This is a genomic window from Paenibacillus sp. FSL K6-1330, assembly GCF_037976825.1.
In the GTDB taxonomy this organism is placed as follows: domain Bacteria; phylum Bacillota; class Bacilli; order Paenibacillales; family Paenibacillaceae; genus Paenibacillus_AQ.
Genome location: NZ_CP150269.1, coordinates 5,564,467 through 5,581,808 on the forward strand (window position 1 = coordinate 5,564,467; position 17,342 = coordinate 5,581,808).

Consider the following 17,342-nt stretch of genomic DNA (forward strand, 5'->3'; position numbering starts at 1 on the left):
GAGCTGCTCATCTCCTTGTAAACCGGATATCCCTTTCCCCCTTGAGCATCTCACCTCAAAATCTAAAGCGCTCTCATAATAACATCCAACTTCCGGATATTAACATGTACTTTCTTCTGATCGCATGTGTTTTCATATGCTGTCCGTCTTTCATTACTAGATTTTCTTATCGGAATGCTGATGAACAAAAGCAAGTATTCTTGCATTCACCTCTTCCGGAAACTCGCCATTGATGGCATGCGAGGCGCCAGGCCAGTTCTCGATTTGAATATTCCGCACATGGGACTTGCCCATACCTGACTCTATCAGCCTTGCAATTGGATCACTGTCATCCGCCTTGGTTCCGCTGAAATGTGGCTCATCTGAACACGGCCAAATGCCGTCTCGACATCCTTCGTTTCGGAGGGAGAAACTTCATGGCATCTTCATAAGCAGCCTCGAACTCTGCCTTTCCCTTCTCTGAGAGGTAACGCCCTTGGAGGAATTTATGGCGGGGATGACTCAGCAGTTCAGCTGAAAATTAGAAACCACCAGCTCCCGTTATAAACGTAGCTGGTGGTTTCAGGTAATTCATCCTTAATTGGATGACAGAGGCTGTGTCTTTCCTCCGCCCACACGGCTGGCAGCAGGGACAGCAGACCGAGAAGAGCCAAGAACGCACCGACCCATAAAGGAGAGGCCAGACCTAGCCCGGCATCTATGGTCATTCCACCCGTAGATGAGCCGACAACAACCCCCAAGCTGATAACAGAACCATGAACCGTCGTTACAAGTGACCCCGTATCGGCGACCCTTATCACCCGGGTAGCCATCGCCGGGTTCATTGGTACACCCACCAGACCAACAAGCACAACAGCGATCATGGCAACGACCGGGCTGTGAACGAACAGTCCAAATACCATCAAGGCAGCGGCTAAGGTAATCAGCCCTATCGTGAGAATCGGCATCATATAATGATCCGCCAGCCTGCCGGTAACCACATTGCCAAGCACCGTGGCCACGCCGTATACGCCCAGCAGGATTGGAACCGACGAAACACTGAATCCAGCAAGCCCGGTTAAGATTGGCGAGAAATAACTGAATGCGGCAAAGGTTGCGCCTATAATCAGCATGCTTGTAGTATAAGCAGCCCACAGTCGGCGATTCTTAAAGGCAGCCAGCTCTTGCCGGATGCCAGCCTTCTCCGGCTTCGGCAAGGATGGAATCGTAAACAGCCCTACCAGTCCTGAAACAAGCAGCAGGACAACCACGGCCCAGAAGCTGGCACGCCAGCCAAGCAGCTGCTCGATCCACATCGCCAGCGGAACTCCGATCGCGGTAGCAACCATCAATCCGCCGATAACGATAGAGCTTGCGCGTCCCCGCGACTCCGGATCAACAAGGCTGAAGGAGATAGCGAGCGATACACCGAACGCGGCAGCGGAGGAAAGCCCTGTAATGATCCGCGCCGCCATCATGACTTCGTAATTCGGGGCTATGGCGCCTAAAGTCTGTCCCATTAGGAAGATAACGGACACGGTCATGAAGGCTTGTTTGGGCCTCACTTTCAACAGCCCTATCGTCAGCAGCGGCCCTCCTACGATCATCCCGACTGCATATGCGGTAATGAGATACCCGATGGCGGCAATCGAAACGTTGAATTCCGCTGCAAGCGAAGGCATAATGCCAGCCACCATAAATTCGGAGGTGGTCATTGAGAAGATCATTAGGCCTAATACATAAATGGAAAAAGGCAATGGGAACAGCTCCTATCATAATTATTCAATAGTTTTGTAACTTTCGGTACAAAAATAAGCGCAATAAGTCCAACCACACTTTAAACCGCACTATAGCTGGATTACACTTTCACATAAAACCAACTTCTTTACTACTCAGTACAAAAATATTCAAAAAAACATGCCTCTCTAAATTACTACATTTCGTAACGTACCATTTCGTCGTTGCAACAACATGCCCTCCATACGCTTGCGCATGGTGTTGGCTGCTCCTTTCCTAAGGGTTCCAGCTCATTATATATATTTTGTAACGGTCGGTCAATAAATGTTGTTCATTCCACAGAATTGTCCTTTACGACAGCCAAAATACCCCACTTCTACATGAAGATAGGGTGGGGTATTTAGCTCCGCAACAGCTTTACGTTGCCTTAATGACTTGCTCATTAGTGAACGTACCGAGCTTCTTTAGCTTATCAAATCAACCATCAACGATCCCAATGACGGCATTCATTATAATTCTCTCGCCGGCTCTTGCACCAGCGTATCGTGGCTGGTATCAAGCAATACCGCATTAATTCCGTTAAGAAAAGCCAACGCGCTCGCCTTAATAATATCCGTATCCATTGCGCGCCCGGAATAGATTTTGCCCTGATATTCGATTCGAATGTTTACCCGGCCGATGGCTTCTTTTCCTCTGGACAGACTGTTGATTTTGTAATCCTTTAACTGTACGTCCAAACCGACCAACGCCTTCATGGCGCTGTACAGCGCATCAATCGGGCCATCCCCCACCATGCTGTCCCTGAACGTCTCGCTGCCTTTTCTCAGCTTCACGGTTGCCGTCGGATACAGATCATTGGTCACGACCTGGAACGAATCCAGCTCATACAGATGACTGCTGACTTCTTCATGGGTACGATGCTGGGTCACCAGATAAAAAACGTCATGATCATATACTTCCTTCTTAGCATCGGCAAGCTGCAGGAATTTCTCAAACAGCGCTTCAAAATCTTCGCCTTCGCCTGTCTCGAAACCAAGCTTCTCCACCGCATTCTTGAACGCATGTCTTCCGGATCGCGCAGTCAGGATCAGCTCCATGCTGTCAGCGCCAACTTCCTCCGGCGACATAATTTCGTAAACCTGTTTATCCTTAAGCAATCCATCCTGATGGATGCCGGAAGAGTGCGCGAAGGCATTCTCACCCGTAATTGCCTTATTCACCTGAACATCCAGGCCCGTCAAATGCGTCAGCAGCCTGGAGGTTCTAATCAACTCCTTGAGCCGGATATTGGTGGAGGCCTTAAAATGATTCTCCCGGACTTTGAGTCCCATGACCACTTCTTCAAGCGACGTATTGCCTGCGCGCTCCCCTAAACCATTGATCGTGCATTCTACTTTTTCGGCGCCGTTTCTTACTGCGCTGAGCGTATTGGCCGTAGCAAGCCCGAGATCGTTATGGCAGTGAACGCTGAGGATAACCTGATCGTTCAGATTCTTCAGGCGCTCGTTGATTTTGCGGATCAATTCGCCGAATTCGTCCGGAACGGCATAACCGACCGTATCCGGAACGTTAATCATCGTGGCACCGGCCTTTACCACGGCCTCGATCGTTGTCCACAGATATTCGAAGTCGGACCTGGATGCGTCCTCGGTCGAATACTGTACATGAGGCAGCAGCGTTTTGGCGTACTTCACCGCATCAACACCCATCTGAAGCACCGCATCCTTGGAGCGGTTGAATTTCTTCTCCACATGAATATTCGAGGTGCCGAGCACGATATGAATCAGCGGATTTTGCGCGAGCTTAATGCTTTCATATACGGCGTCGATATCGCCCTTCACCGCACGTGCAAGTGCGGTAATGGAGACGCTATCGCCTACGGTTCGGGCGATTTCCTGAACCGCTTGGAAATCCCCTGCCGAAGACGCGGGAAAACCCGCCTCGATAATATCGACATTCAGCCGCTTTAGCTGCTGTGCAAACTCGATCTTTTGCTGTACGTTCAGTTTGGCGCCCGGAACCTGCTCTCCGTCGCGCAAGGTTGTGTCCAATACGATAATGTTGCGTTCCATTTGATATTCCTCCTCGATAATCGATCGTTCATTTTCCTTCATTTTCCTTCATTTATATCAAGCGGGGTTGGTTAAACCCGGAATTTAACCAACAAAAAACCCCGCCTCTACATATAGAGGCGGGGTTGAACCCGCGGTACCACTCTAATTCATTTTTATGCAAAATGATCTTCTTCGATGGCCATCACCATCTATCCCTATAACGGTGGAACTCCGGCTAACCCTACATGATCAGGCAGCTGTTCATAGACGAGTTCAAAGGGAACGACATTACCGTTTCACACCTGCCAACGGCTCTCTGAAAAGTCATTACGCTTTTACTATTTCTAATCAAAACATTTAGATATGAATTTTGATAACTATCTTAAGGAAAGAGGAGGGTTTTGTCAACCCTTTATCTTCCAAAGGCAAAAGAACGCATGGGTTACAGCAATCCGGACTTCTTCACATTCGCCAGGAAATCATGGAATTCCGGAATATTCAGCTGCTGCGCTGCATCGGACAACGCCGTAGCCGGATCGGGATGAACTTCAACCATCACACCGTCTGCACCTGCAGCAAGAGCCGCTCTGGCACAAGGGGCCAGGATGTCCTTACGGCCTGTGGAATGGGTCACGTCCACCAGTACTGGAAGATGTGTTTCTTGTTTCAGAATCGGTACCGCCGAGATGTCCAAGGTGTTTCTCGTCGCCTTCTCATACGTCCGTATGCCGCGTTCAATCAGCATCACCTGCGTATTGCCGCGGGATACAATGTATTCCGCAGCGTGCACGAACTCATCGATCGTAGCCGCGAGACCGCGTTTCAACAGCACCGGCGTCTGAACATCCCCTGCTGCTTTTAACAGCTCAAAGTTCTGCATGTTCCGCGCACCGATCTGAATGACGTCAATGTATTCGCACGCAAGCTCGATATGCGCAGGATCCACGATTTCGCTGATCGTCTTCAGTCCGAACTCGGACGCCACTTCCTTCAGAATTTTCAGGCCTTCAATACCCAAGCCCTGAAAATCGTAAGGCGATGTTCTTGGTTTGAACGCACCGCCGCGCATAACAGTCATGCCCGCTTCCTTAAGGGCAGCTGCAACCTGGCGTACTTGCTCATAACTCTCAACCGAGCATGGTCCTGCGATCATTACTGGCGTGCCTCCACCAATGATGGTGCTACCCAGTTGAATCAGTGTATCCTCTTGCTTCTTCTTCCGGCTCACCAGTAAATGTTTCTTGTGATCGACTTGCTGCAGCTTCAAGGATGCCTGGAAAATCTGTTTAAATAAATGACGCACCGTTTCATTATCGAAAGGACCTTGGTTATGCTCAACCAGAGTATCCAACATTTTTTTCTCACGTACCGGGTCAAAGTCAGGAACTCCCTGCTTTTGCTTCTCCTGACCGATCTCCTGGGCGATCCGTGCCCGCTCCGACAACAGCTCCAGCAGCTGAAGATTAACGGCATCGAGCTCCGATCTTAATTGTTCCAAACGTCCTTGACTCATACGAAATCTCTCCCTCACCTATTTTTCTAGTTTATAAAAACAAAAAGACCCCCCGCCCGGAAAGGGACGAGGAGTCGTGGTACCACCCTTATTAGATATGCCGAAAAAAGCAAACACATCTCACTTGAACCTCTTAACGCAAGGGTTACGGGTAAACCTACCATCCGCACAGAACATGCAGATTATCAGCATACCAGCTCCGGAATGAACTTCAGCGGAGAACCTTCGCCCGGGCGCTCTCAGTCGGTGGCAGCCCTTTCCTGTCAGGAACGTTCTTTCGCTTACTCTTTCCATCATCGCTTGTTATAACATATCGTGTTCGTTAATTAAGAAGCATTGTAATACACCCCGGATTGAAATTGCAAGAGTTTTATTTAAAGCTTGGGTGCTTTGATGCAGTGAAGTTTATATAAGCGGGCTTCATGTCAGAGACGAACATTCACCTTCTGCCCCTGTTTTACCGGATTCCCCCAATACGTAAACAGGCGCCAGATGTATTCGAACGGTCCTATCGGGAGCCGCTTCAACCAGACTCTGCTGAAGATCGCTTGCAGAGCAAAAATGACGACAACCATCACCATCTGCCAGATCGGTTCGATCGTTCCGTACCACCCCAATCCATAGCTGTAAAAGATCAATCCGCACAGGATCGATTGGAGCAAATAGTTGGTGAAGGCCATTTTTCCGGGATAAGAAAATAAATTCAATACCTTCTGCCACGATGTATTCTGGTATAAAAGTGCAAACGCGCCGATATAGCCCAGGGTCAAGAGTGGTGCACCAACGAATAAGGCTACCGCCTCGCCCCAGGATGGAAGTCCATCCGCTAGCGACATCACGAGTTGAAGGACAAGGCCCAAACTTCCGCCAATGACGACCAATTTGATGATCCCCTTCCGGTTCTTCTTGACCTCGTGCAAAATACGGCGCTTGCAGAAGTAGGCACCCATCAGGAACATTCCTAATACTTGTGGGTAGAAGACCACCATATTCAAGATGGAGCCGATGTAATCATTCAGCCGCTGAGCGATGATCTGGGTCATCGTCCCCTCTCCGTATATGGCTGCATCCCGCTCCTGGAAATAGATCCCCATCTGATGCGCATCCGCCTGGCTCAACGGCTCAAAAACCTGTCCGGCCGAGGAGCTCAGCAGACTTGCTCCCGTCAGCAGGACGGGAACGAGCAGCAGCAGGGACAGTGACCAGATCAGCAGCGTTCTCGGCTTGCAGCGCTGAAATAGCATCAGCAGAAAACCCATGAGTGCATAGTGGGTCAGAATGTCTCCGTACCAAATCAGGATGCCATGGATCAGACCGATCAGAAGCAAAGCCGTCAATCTGCGAGTATAGATGCGGTTAAAGCTTCGGCCTTTGGCCTGACTGCTCTCCTGTAACAACACCATGCCAAAACCAAACAGGAAAGAGAAAATCAAAATAAATTTGCCGTCAATAACAATTCCGCGCAGCAGCATCAGGATCTCATTGTACCAGCCTGACCATAATTCGACCCCGAAGGAAATGGTTTGTAGCGATGTTGTAAAAAACGTAATGTTCACTAAAAAGATGCCTAATAGTGCAAATCCTCTCAAGCTATCGATGAGCTGTATTCTTGGCTGTGGATTCGTTGCCATCATCGTACCTCCTTATCATTGTGCCTTCAGGTTAAGGTACAATCATAAAGAAAGGATAAAGAAACTCATATTGATTTGTAAGTATACAGTAGCTTAAGCATCACTGCGCATGCGGATCATTCTTCCGATCGCTGTTGCCCCCAGATTTCTATCAATCCATTTAAGAGTGGTTGAAATCCGGATGCAAAGGCGACCGCTGCCGCTTCTCCAGAATGATTCCGCCTGCTCCGTTGAAGTATGGATACTTCATAAGTTCAAATAACAAAACCTTTCTTTATCCTTTCTTTAGAACTTTCAGGTAAACTATCAAGATGAATTTACGACTAGGACTTCTTGGAGGATGTAATAAATATGGCAAACGAAACGATCCTATTGGTGGATGATGAAGAAGAAATCATCGCTTTTATACAAGACGCTCTGGAGATTGAAGGCTATCACGTACTGACTGCCGGAAGTGGACGGGAGGCGCTAATCCAGAGCGAGCAGCAGCCGTCCCTGATCATCCTCGATGTGATGATGCCCGAGATGAACGGCATTGAGGTCTGCGAGCAGCTTAGGGAAAGGACGCAGTGTCCCATTGTGTTCTTGAGTGCTTGCCAAAATGAAATGGACCGGATTCGAGGGCTCGCTGCTGGCGGGGACGATTATCTGCTCAAGCCCTTTAGCCTCGCGGAATTGAAAGCCAGAATCCATGCTCATCTGCGGCGAGAAAAGAGAATCCACGCGCAAAAAGATCAAGGCGTCCTGCGATTCCAATCCCTGATGATTGATTGCAAGGGACATGCCGTTACCTGCAGCGGGCACAACATCGCTCTTACGAATAAGGAGTATCAGATCGTAGAACTGCTGGCGATGCATCAGGGGCAGGTCTTTTCCAGAGAACAGATTTACGAGAAGTTATGGGGGTTTGACGCTGAGGGTGACGACGCTACCATTACCGAGCATATCAAGAAAATCCGGGCCAAGCTGGCCGCCCATGCCAAGGAAGGCAGCTATATTCAAACCGTATGGGGCATCGGCTACAAGTGGGATCCCAAATGATGAAACAGCGTTCCATCAAAAACACGTTCGCCCGCCATTTCGTCTCCATTCTGGCCTGCAGCTTGCTGGCTACGCTTGTAACCTGGGGACTGCTCGTCATGCTGCTTGGGTACTTGTTCAACCATGACATCGTGCTCCCGGCAAATCATTACGAAGCTCAGATCCCTGTTATTTCGGAGTACGCGGTAGACCGGGGCGATTCTGTCATGAGCACGCAAGGACAAGCCGAACTTGAAAAGGTGATCCCCTCGCAGGGCATGTCCTACCTGGTTGTATCCCTTACCGGCGAACCCTTATATGGTGATCTTACTCTAAAAGAATCGCTTAGCCGGCAAAAGATACTGGCACGCTTGAACCAGACGCGCAGCAGCATGAATCAAGTCGTTAAATACATTCCGGTTGTCTCCAGTGACGGAGATCTTGCAGGAGCTCTTCTGCTTGGATATAACCTGAAGGTGACGGCAGCCAATCCGGCGCTGAATCCCGTGATAACCTTTGGCTCCCTGGCCTTTATTCTGACGCCTTTTCTGTATATCATCTTGTTCACTCTGATATTCGGAAGACGATTCAGCCGCAAAATCAGCACTCCGCTGCAGCAGCTTCTCCAAGGAGCCGAACAGATTAAGGAGCGAAATTTACACTTTTCCATGACGGGGACATCATCCATAACGGAAGTTAATCAGCTTACAAATGCTTTTGAGGACATGCGTCAGGAGCTGGAGCAATCCATCGAGCGGGAATGGAGATTGGAGCAGGATAGAAGCACCATGTTTGCGGCTCTCGCTCACGACCTTCGGACACCGCTTACGATTATTCAAGGACATGTTGAGGGCTTGGAGCAGATGAATGGGAAGTCTTATGGAGCTAAACAATCGCAATATCTGCAAGTCATCAAACGCAACACCACACGTGCTTCGAAACTCCTTCAGGATATGAACACCATCGCAGAAATTGAAAAGGTATCTTTTCGGCTCCAGCCGCTTCCCGTGGATATTGAAGAATTAGCGGATGATAAAACCATGGAATATACCGCTTTATGCAGCAATAAGAACATAACATTCCATACGGAGATCAACGATAATCGAATGAACAAGAAGCCCGTCATCCTGGATCCCTATCGCATCATGCAGGTTCTGGATAATCTCGTTTCGAACAGCATTCGATATACCCCAGAAGCCGGACAGATTCTATGGCGGATCGAAATTACCGAGCAGGAGGTGATGATGGCTGTGACGGATAATGGAGCAGGCTTTGGGCAGCTGCAAGATCTGCAGCAGGTATTTAAGCAGTTTTATCAAGGGGATCATCCTACCTCCAGACAAAAAGGGCATTCCGGTCTGGGGCTGTATATCGCCAAACTTCTCATTCAGCATCATGGAGGGCATATTTCTGCCGAGAACACCCCGCCTCGCGGGGCAACGGTGCGCTTCACCATACCGACCCAAACATCATAACTTCTCCAAGCATCATAAAGAGGCATCCTACACGATCCTATGGATCGGGGATGCCTCAATTGTTATACCTTTAACCGATAAATCGCCTTATTATCGAGTCCGCGGATCATCGGTGTCCACGGCTCCGTTTCAAGCGTCGTATCCAGGGCATCCTCTACCATCTGCAGCTTGGCATCCAGCAGGTCGATATGGTGCAGCGCAACGGCTTCAGCTGTTTGCGGCTGAACCGGGCTCCCCCACTCTCCCAGGTTATGATGGGACAGTACGAGATGCTGCAATCCCAGTACCACTTCGGATTCTAACGCGATGTCGTTCTGAATGGCCGCTTCCACGATCCAGTTGGATGCCAGGGCGATATGTCCGATCAGTTTACCCTGGTTGCTGTAGTCCGTAACGATGCCCATCTGGGCGATCATCTCTTCCGGCTTTGCGATATCATGAAGGATAATGCCGGCCTTGATCAAGTCCGGATTCAGAAACGGCCGCTGCTTGCAGATGAAATCGCCAATCTCCAGCATGCGGACAATATGATAGGCAAGTCCGGCAAAGTAAGCATGATGATAGGTTTTGGCAGCCGGATAGTGCATCAGCTTCTCTTCCACCTTTGACACACAATACTGCACGATGCTTCGTACCTGCGGCTCTGCAATCTCATTCATCGTAAGTTTGATCGTATGTAACAGATCCACGGGACGGATTGGCGCAGCCCTCACAAAATCGGTCAAGGAAACGCCATCCTCATCCGTTGCCTTACGGATTCGGCTGATTTTGACTTGAAGCTGATCCCTGTAGCTCAGCACGGTTCCCCGGATTTTGACTAATTGCATCGGCAGGAACGTTTCTTTATCCTGAGTGGTCACATCCCAGTACTTGGCCGAAATCTGGCCGCTCGCATCCGAGAGAATAATGTCAAAATAATCTTTCGGCGGCGTGCCGTTGGTCTGTCTCATATTTAACTCTTTCAGCAAGTAAAATCCAACAAAATCATCTTGAACGCTAAGTTTATTAATCGGTTTCATCTGGTTCCTCCCACGATCTTCATTCCATAAAACTACTCTATCATATTTATAACCTATTACTAAATACGATTCCCCATTCGTTCATAATTCTTGATCTGAAAGATTACAATCTAACGAAAAAAACCACTTAGCAAAGTGGCTTTTTACGATTTTCATATTATTTATGTCTAGATTCAAAGCCGCAGCTCATAAGATCAGCTAAAATAATAAATGAAATCCAAGCGTTTTATTCCCTCCACGCACCTGGATGATCGTCCTGGACCAAATCCAGCTCCACGGCTCTTGCGTTCATCTGCACCTGCTCGACGCTCTTGCAGCCTGGAATAACACAGCTGACAGCAGGATGCTTCAAGCACCAGGCCAACGCCCACTCGGCCATATTCACGCCCTCCGGCACTTCGTTCTGCTTAATCTCTTCCACAAGCTTCAGCTTGGCATTAATCTCATCCTGGTCACGGTTCTTGCGCACATTATCGCTGAAGACCGTCCCCGGCTTATACTTTCCGCTTAAGTACCCGCTCGCTAGCGGAACACGCGCCAATACGCCAAGATCCTGCTTCATGCATGAAGGAAGAACCTCTTCCTCCGGAGCTTGGTCCAGACGGTTATACACGACCTGAATGGCTTTGGCATTAACCTCCGCGGCCTTGTCGGTTTGATAGATATTTTTGTTGCTACCAATGGAAATGCCCAGATTACGGATGGTTCCCGCCTGAACCTGCTTGTCCAGCATCGTCCACATATCATCATTGTTGAACACTTCATCCGAGCCGGAATGGAATTGATACAGGTCGATGTAATCGGTACGAAGCGCTTTAAGTGATTCCTCCAGTTGAATTCGGATTTGCTTCGCATCCCAAGCGTGCTCCCATTGCTCATGCCATCGATGACCAAACTTCGAGGCAATGACCCAATCCTCGCGGCGGTCGCGCGACAAGAAATCGCCGATGAAATTCTCGGACATATGATGAGGCCCATAACATTCGGCTGTATCGAGCAGATTAATGCCAAGTTCCTTCGCATGCGTTAAGATGGCATCGACTTCCTTTTGATTGAAATCCTTCCCCCAATCACCGCCAAACTGCCAGGTTCCCACACCGACTACCGATACTTTCAGATCCGTTTTCCCGAGACGTCTGTACTTCATATACTCACCCCTACTCGTAGATTTGTGCGCCTATATCTTATTTGAAATTGCAACCGTTTGCAAATCTTGCTGCAGACTCTTTTTTTTCGTCCATAAACCTTATTTTCATTCACTTGCCGCATCCTGACTGTTTAATAACAAGTCGTTATGGTGAACCCTATAATACGTAAACATTTTGCTATAATAGAACGGAATCAGAAAGGAGGATTGCAGGCGTGAATACTCGGACACTGGAGCAATGGATACCGGATATTATCGAGAGTCTGAAAGCAAAAACACCAAATGACTTTCAGCGAATGATCGATGAATTTCTGCCTTATGACCTGGCCAGAATACATAGCCATCTCAGCGATACAGACCAAACCCGCTTTCTGCAATTTCTGAACGAGGAACAGCTGGCCGATATGATTCAGGAAATGGAGCACGACCAGCAAATCGAGGTTTTGGGCAAGCTGGGCAAAGAAAAAACAGCCATCATCCTGGACTTGATGGATAACGACGACCTCGCCATTCTGCTTGACGAGCTGTCACCCGAGCAGAAAGACGAATTCCTCAAGGGAATGCGGGACGAGGAATCCCAATTTGTCCAGAACCTGATGAAATACCCGCCGGAAACTGCGGGCCGAATCATGACGAACCGTTATGTGTGGATTCCCCAGCATTACACCGTATCGGAAGTAGTCCAGAAGCTGAAAACCTACGTCTCCATTTCGGAAACGATCAACTATCTGTACGTCATTGACCAAGACAAAAAGCTGATGGGCGTGGTGTCCTACCGTGGACTCATTTTGGCCGAGCCGGATGAATATATGGTAGATATCATGCACAGCCGGGTTCTGTCCGTACCTGTGGATGCCGATCAGGAGGAAGTCGCCCAGATTATCCAAAAATACGATCTCGTCGCCATCCCCGTCGTTGAACAGGATAACAGGCTTGTAGGCATCATTACGGTTGACGATATTCTCGACGTCGTCATCAAGGAAGCCGACGAGGACATTCGGAAAATGAATGCCACTGGGGGCAAATCCATCGACTTCAACACCAAAGCAACCGTTGCCGCCTTTCGAAGATTGCCATGGCTAATCTTGCTCTTATTCATCGGTCTGATCTCCGGAACGATCATTTCCCGATTTGAAGAGACGCTGGCTCAGGTTGTGGCGCTAGCCTTCTTCATGCCCATGATTGCAGGAATGACCGGCAACACTGGCACGCAGTCCCTTGCTGTTATTGTGCGAGGCCTGACCACGAAAGAAATGACGAAATCGCTGGTGTACCGGCTATTAGCGAGAGAGCTGAAGGTCGGATTGATGATTGGGGTCACATGCGGCATTCTGATATCCTTGATCGCATATTTCTGGCAGGGCAATCTCTATCTGGGGTTTGTGGTCGGAAGCTCGTTGATTGCAACACTCATCGTGGGAACCATGGCAGGTACCATCATCCCCCTCATTCTGTTCAAATTCAAGATCGATCCGGCCGTAGCCTCAGGACCGTTAATTACAACCATTAACGATATCCTATCGCTTGTCATCTACTTTGGTATCGCCACCCTGTTTCTTTCTTACATTTAGCTGGTATTTACGAATATATTCCTTTACTTTAAAAAGACTTCCGGTTAGCAAGCCGGAAGTCTTTTTTTGGACTCTGCCAAGCAAGGATCTCCATTGGCTCAAGAACCTGCTTGTTCATTACCCGTGTTTCCACTATATCGATGAGCATGTGGAATCCTGCCATCTACTGTGGTATAGCCTTCAAAATAATGATAGTGCCCGCCGCCTGCCAAGGGAATGGCGGGGCCAGTTGTTCCTCTAATCATGTGCTTGTGTTGGTCATTAAATGATGTTTGGGCATGATAATTATGGACGTGTGGAACGCCACTTGGAGCTGGTTCAGTTACACCCACGTAATGGTGGAAATGTCCAACATCAAAGGATGTATCTCCTTTAAAGGGATGAACATGAACATTAACGGGTCTTCCATCCCAAGATGTAAGAAAGAGTTGATGCGAGTGTTCCGAATCGGAGTCATTGGAATGAACAATAAAACCGGTTATTGGTATTTCCATCAAATAATAAACCTCCTTTTCTTAATGCATGATTTCTTTCTTGTTAACCTTCATGCCGGACAATGACCGATCGAACATGTCAAGAATAAATAAGAATCGTTCGGCTTCACGAAAAACGTGATCTGCTAATAAAGGGTGAATGATGCTTTTGATTCGACACTCCTCAATTAAGTCGCGCGCCGTCTTCTTAAAATCTCGCAATGATTTGACTGAAACGCGGTTTTCATCAACAAATTGACTTAGTAATGGATGGGTTTGCGATTGTGGACGCATGGAACTTAAGTCAATGGCTTGAAACATCAACGTATCAAAATCTTGGCTAAACTCCCTTGCTTGTTCCACTAATTTTCGCTCGGATGGATCAAGCAGATGACCTATAAATTTTGCATGGTCAGCCATGATTTTTAGGAAAAAGACATTTTCATCGATAATCGCATCAGGTAATGGTTCAAGTCTCCCGCTATTGAGTTCCTCTAACCGATTTCTAAAGTAATTTGCTTCTCGGCTAACATGATCTACAAGCAAAGGGAAATTGTTTCCCCCAGGAAGTTGGCACCTTAGTATAAGCCCGAGTACCTTTCTCTTAAATGCCCAAATGTGAACAGCGGCATTGTGAACTTCTGAATTAAACTGTCGAATTGTTTGGGGATCAGTATCAGCTTGAAAAGAATGTGATCTTCTTTCAATATCCTCGAAGGTTTCATGAAATTGATTAGCCTCATTAATTAACTGCGTATCTTCACACCTAAATCCTAGTCGAAGAAAAAAGGAATGTTCTTTCATAATGCGTGACCAAAAACGTATTTCGTCTAATGATCTGACTACAAAAGGATCCGACAAACCATATCCCACCTTTCGGCACACTTAAAAACAACCATCTTAATTGGCTTGATAGGAGAGTATATGGTGAGGGCATGTTTCAATATGCTGTCGAAAAATAAAAAATCAAGATCAATTAGATTTAAGTTAAAAAACCTCTCTGGCAAGTTGCCATCTGAGGTGAGAAAATGATCAGGCGTAATGAATGGGACAAAAATTCACTGTATATTCGAACTGCGTGTTTGACGAAAAGATCGTACTTTTGTTACAATCTCACCAACACTTAGGAAAAGGATGAGGACGATGGTTCGTCGTTTGAAAAGGTTTAAGAATGTAGCTACTGCATTAAGCTTCTGAGTAAATAATGATTTTATTCTACTTAGAAGCGAGGAAAAAGAATGAAACAACATCGGTTTGAACACTGGTCCGAAATTAAGTATTTAAAGGATATTGTCACCAACCCCATGATTCAAGTAGGGGAATACTCTTACTATTCTGGTTATTACGATCATCATGATTTTGAAGATGGGTGCGTTAGATACCTATGGGGGGATGAAAAATCCAGAAGATTGTTTAACCCCATCGAAGACCATGGTTGGCATATAGATAAATTGATTATTGGAAACTACGTATGCATTGCAAGTGGTGTAGTTATTTTAATGGGTGGAAATCACAATCATCATCCTGAATGGATAACCGTATATCCGTTTGTGGAGCAGATTGAAACTTCTTACCTACCAAAAGGCGATACAGTCATCGAAAGTGATGCCTGGATTGGAATGAATGCCATGATTATGCCAGGTGTGACCATAGGCGAAGGCGCCATTGTAGCGGCTGGTTCGGTAGTTGCAAAAGATGTCCCACCATATACTATCGTAGGCGGTAACCCTGCTAAAGAGATAAGGAAACGCTTTGCGGAAGAAGAAATTGAAAAGTTAAAGGAAATGCGATGGTTTGATTGGAAGCGCGAGAAAATTAAACGGGTCAGTCATATCTTGTCCAGTTCTTCCGTTGATCAATTATATGACTTTTATCAAAAAGAAATAAAACCATACGTTTAATTTCAGATCTTCTCATAGAAAAAACTAATAGTTTAAAAAGCAATAGTCCCTTCTTGGAATTCAAGAAGGGACTATTTTTCTGAGCCCGATCCTCAAAGTTTTGTTTATCATTCAAAACTCTTTTGTCATCCTGTTCAAAGAAACCCATTAGCTTCGTATCCCCTTAGATTTATGTGGTTGGCATTGCTTAAACATTACCAAAAAGTAACTAGGTCACTTCAAAGTGCGTACTTCTCAATCCGAACCCTAACGTGCAAAATGACATTAATCAAGAACATGTCGTTAGGAGATGAATTTATGAATACGGATCAACAGTCACATTATTCGCAAAAGACGGCTTTGGTTGTAGGAGCCAATGGGGTGATCGGCCGCAACCTCATCGAATACCTTGCGACGCTTCCCGATTGGGATATTATTGGTGTATCGCGCCGAGGCGGGGAATCAACGAACCGCGTTCGTTATATATCGGCCGACCTGCTTGATCGCGAGGATACGATCGCCAAATTAAGTCACTTATCGGAAGTGACGCATATCTTCTATGCTGCCTATCAGGACCGGCCAACGTGGGCCGAGCTCGTTGCACCGAATCTGGCGATGCTCGTCCATGTAGTGGAAGCTATCGAGCCGATTGCTGCCAATTTGCAGCATGTCAGCCTGATGCAGGGTTACAAGGTATACGGCGCGCATCTCGGTCCATTCAAGACGCCAGCACGGGAGTCGGATGCCAGCCATATGCCGCCAGAGTTCAATATCGATCAGCAGAACTTCCTCGAGGAACGGCAGCAAGGCAAAGCTTGGACCTGGTCAGCCCTGCGTCCATCCGTTGTCAGCGGCTTCGCCCTTGGAAACCCGATGAATCTGGCGATGGTCATTGCCGTCTATGCCTCGATTTCGAAAGAGCTCGGCATCCCGCTGCGTTTTCCAGGTAAGCCCGGGGCCTATCACACTCTGCTGGAGATGACCGATGCGGATCTGCTCGCGAAGGCTACAGTATGGGCAGCAACCGATGATCGATGCGCCAATCAAGCATTTAATATCACGAACGGGGACCTGTTCCGTTGGAACGAGTTATGGCCGAAGATTGCGAAATACTTTGACATGGAAACCGCGCCACCCCTGCAGATGAATCTGGAAACGGTCATGGCGGATAAAGAGCCGGTTTGGAATCGTATGGTTGAGCAGCACGGACTTGCGGAGCACACGTATCAAGAGGTTTCCTCCTGGAAGTTCGGTGATTTTGTGTTCTCCTGGGATTATGATTTCTTTGCAGACGGTTCGAAGGCCCGACGCTTCGGATTTCATGAGTATGTCGAAACAGAGGCCATGTTCATGAACATCTTTGACGAGCTCCGGCGGCGTAAAGTCATTCCATAAGTTATCGCGCAAGCTGCATGACGAAGAGCCGACTATACGTGGAATAGTCGGCTCTTTCATTTATCACACCTTTTAATGCCTATCCTCAAATGCCGGCTTCTCCAGCACCATGGCCGATTCGCCATACTTCCGTTCGATATGAATATCTCCCCATCTGCACATCAAATGAAGAATTTCCTTTAAGCTCCAGCCATACTCGCTCAATTCATACTCCACCTTGGGCGGAACCTGATTATACGTCTTGCGTAATATAATGCCCTCCTCTTCCAGCTCCCGCAGATGCTGTGTCAGCATTTTTTGCGTGATCTGGGGAATCAGGCTTAAAAATTCGCTGTTGCGTCTTTTACCGAAGGTAAGATGAAAGAGAATGACCGGTTTCCACTTTCCGCCGATGACCTCCAGCGTAGCTTCGACCGCGGTGTTGTATACTTTTTCCTTATGCTCCATG

14 protein-coding genes, 1 pseudogene and 1 other annotated feature are annotated in these 17,342 nt (G+C 47.7%); of the genes and pseudogenes, 5 read left to right on the plus strand and 10 right to left on the minus strand.

Annotated features, from left to right (window positions below; genetic code table 11):
• Positions 1–156 precede the first annotated feature (156 nt).
• The 5 genes and pseudogenes from NYE54_RS25295 to NYE54_RS25315 form a co-directional block, all read right to left on the minus strand.
• Positions 157–345 (minus strand): annotated as a pseudogene (locus tag NYE54_RS25295) (alpha/beta hydrolase); the annotation flags it as partial.
• A 164-nt stretch (positions 346–509) separates the two neighbouring features.
• The gene (locus tag NYE54_RS25300; protein WP_339267053.1) at positions 510–1,736 is read right to left on the minus strand and encodes an MFS transporter; all 1,227 of its coding nucleotides are present in this window, start codon (positions 1,734–1,736) and stop codon (positions 510–512) included.
• 489 nt (positions 1,737–2,225) lie between these two features.
• Positions 2,226–3,788: a 2-isopropylmalate synthase gene (locus NYE54_RS25305; RefSeq protein ID WP_339267055.1), complete on the minus strand. Its 1,563-nt coding sequence runs from the start codon at positions 3,786–3,788 to the stop codon at positions 2,226–2,228.
• Positions 3,789–3,900: 112 nt separating this feature from the next.
• Positions 3,901–4,131: a binding site (T-box leader), on the minus strand.
• 81 nt (positions 4,132–4,212) lie between these two features.
• Complete coding sequence (locus NYE54_RS25310) at positions 4,213–5,283, minus strand: bifunctional 3-deoxy-7-phosphoheptulonate synthase/chorismate mutase (protein ID WP_053492057.1); 1,071 nt, start codon at positions 5,281–5,283, stop codon at positions 4,213–4,215.
• A gap of 425 nt (positions 5,284–5,708) precedes the next feature.
• On the minus strand, positions 5,709–6,914 hold the full coding sequence (locus NYE54_RS25315; RefSeq protein WP_339267058.1) for a DUF418 domain-containing protein: 1,206 nt from the start codon (positions 6,912–6,914) through the stop codon (positions 5,709–5,711).
• Between the two features lie 351 nt (positions 6,915–7,265).
• Here NYE54_RS25315 and NYE54_RS25320 point away from each other — a divergent pair, with 351 nt between their 5' ends.
• Together NYE54_RS25320 and NYE54_RS25325 are read left to right on the plus strand one after the other, a co-directional pair.
• The gene (locus NYE54_RS25320; RefSeq protein ID WP_339267059.1) at positions 7,266–7,955 is read left to right on the plus strand and encodes a response regulator transcription factor; all 690 of its coding nucleotides are present in this window, start codon (positions 7,266–7,268) and stop codon (positions 7,953–7,955) included.
• A complete protein-coding gene (locus NYE54_RS25325; protein WP_339267060.1) occupies positions 7,952–9,409 on the plus strand; it encodes a HAMP domain-containing sensor histidine kinase in 1,458 nt (485 codons plus the stop codon). The genes NYE54_RS25320 and NYE54_RS25325 overlap by 4 nt, the downstream gene beginning before the upstream one ends.
• A 62-nt stretch (positions 9,410–9,471) precedes the next feature.
• On the opposite strand, the gene NYE54_RS25330 is transcribed toward NYE54_RS25325, so the two are convergent.
• Positions 9,472–10,428, minus strand: coding sequence for an HD domain-containing protein (locus NYE54_RS25330; RefSeq protein WP_339267062.1), 957 nt, complete (start codon positions 10,426–10,428; stop codon positions 9,472–9,474).
• A gap of 226 nt (positions 10,429–10,654) precedes the next feature.
• Positions 10,655–11,575, minus strand: coding sequence for an aldo/keto reductase (locus NYE54_RS25335; protein ID WP_076324187.1), 921 nt, complete (start codon positions 11,573–11,575; stop codon positions 10,655–10,657).
• A gap of 215 nt (positions 11,576–11,790) precedes the next feature.
• Here NYE54_RS25335 and mgtE point away from each other — a divergent pair, with 215 nt between their 5' ends.
• Positions 11,791–13,146: a magnesium transporter gene (gene mgtE, locus NYE54_RS25340; protein WP_076324188.1), complete on the plus strand. Its 1,356-nt coding sequence runs from the start codon at positions 11,791–11,793 to the stop codon at positions 13,144–13,146.
• Positions 13,147–13,244: 98 nt separating this feature from the next.
• Here mgtE and NYE54_RS25345 read toward each other — a convergent pair whose 3' ends face one another.
• Both NYE54_RS25345 and NYE54_RS25350 read right to left on the minus strand, forming a co-directional pair.
• Positions 13,245–13,640, minus strand: coding sequence for a YmaF family protein (locus NYE54_RS25345; RefSeq protein ID WP_215159955.1), 396 nt, complete (start codon positions 13,638–13,640; stop codon positions 13,245–13,247).
• Between the two features lie 21 nt (positions 13,641–13,661).
• Positions 13,662–14,423 (minus strand): DUF2935 domain-containing protein, encoded by a 762-nt coding sequence (locus NYE54_RS25350; RefSeq protein WP_339273652.1) that lies wholly within the window; start codon positions 14,421–14,423, stop codon positions 13,662–13,664.
• A 434-nt stretch (positions 14,424–14,857) separates the two neighbouring features.
• Here NYE54_RS25350 and NYE54_RS25355 point away from each other — a divergent pair, with 434 nt between their 5' ends.
• Positions 14,858–15,520 carry a CatB-related O-acetyltransferase gene (locus tag NYE54_RS25355; protein ID WP_339267066.1) on the plus strand — a complete coding sequence of 221 codons (663 nt, stop codon included), beginning with the start codon at positions 14,858–14,860 and terminating at the stop codon, positions 15,518–15,520.
• Between the two features lie 297 nt (positions 15,521–15,817).
• Complete coding sequence (locus tag NYE54_RS25360; protein WP_339267068.1) at positions 15,818–16,894, plus strand: SDR family oxidoreductase; 1,077 nt, start codon at positions 15,818–15,820, stop codon at positions 16,892–16,894.
• A 72-nt stretch (positions 16,895–16,966) separates the two neighbouring features.
• Here NYE54_RS25360 and NYE54_RS25365 read toward each other — a convergent pair whose 3' ends face one another.
• Positions 16,967–17,341: a helix-turn-helix domain-containing protein gene (locus NYE54_RS25365; protein WP_100538657.1), complete on the minus strand. Its 375-nt coding sequence runs from the start codon at positions 17,339–17,341 to the stop codon at positions 16,967–16,969.
• Between the last annotated feature and the right edge of the window lies 1 nt (position 17,342).

Coding starts and splice junctions, on each gene's coding strand:
- NYE54_RS25305 (WP_339267055.1), bottom strand. CDS start 3,788: ATGGAACGCAACATTATCGTATTGGACACAACCTTGCGCGACGGAGAG.
- NYE54_RS25310 (WP_053492057.1), bottom strand. CDS start 5,283: ATGAGTCAAGGACGTTTGGAACAATTAAGATCGGAGCTCGATGCCGTT.
- NYE54_RS25315 (WP_339267058.1), bottom strand. CDS start 6,914: ATGGCAACGAATCCACAGCCAAGAATACAGCTCATCGATAGCTTGAGA.
- NYE54_RS25320 (WP_339267059.1), top strand. CDS start 7,266: ATGGCAAACGAAACGATCCTATTGGTGGATGATGAAGAAGAAATCATC.
- NYE54_RS25325 (WP_339267060.1), top strand. CDS start 7,952: ATGATGAAACAGCGTTCCATCAAAAACACGTTCGCCCGCCATTTCGTC.
- NYE54_RS25330 (WP_339267062.1), bottom strand. CDS start 10,428: ATGAAACCGATTAATAAACTTAGCGTTCAAGATGATTTTGTTGGATTT.
- NYE54_RS25335 (WP_076324187.1), bottom strand. CDS start 11,575: ATGAAGTACAGACGTCTCGGGAAAACGGATCTGAAAGTATCGGTAGTC.
- NYE54_RS25345 (WP_215159955.1), bottom strand. CDS start 13,640: ATGGAAATACCAATAACCGGTTTTATTGTTCATTCCAATGACTCCGAT.
- NYE54_RS25350 (WP_339273652.1), bottom strand. CDS start 14,423: ATGAAAGAACATTCCTTTTTTCTTCGACTAGGATTTAGGTGTGAAGAT.
- NYE54_RS25355 (WP_339267066.1), top strand. CDS start 14,858: ATGAAACAACATCGGTTTGAACACTGGTCCGAAATTAAGTATTTAAAG.
- NYE54_RS25360 (WP_339267068.1), top strand. CDS start 15,818: ATGAATACGGATCAACAGTCACATTATTCGCAAAAGACGGCTTTGGTT.
- NYE54_RS25365 (WP_100538657.1), bottom strand. CDS start 17,341: ATGGAGCATAAGGAAAAAGTATACAACACCGCGGTCGAAGCTACGCTG.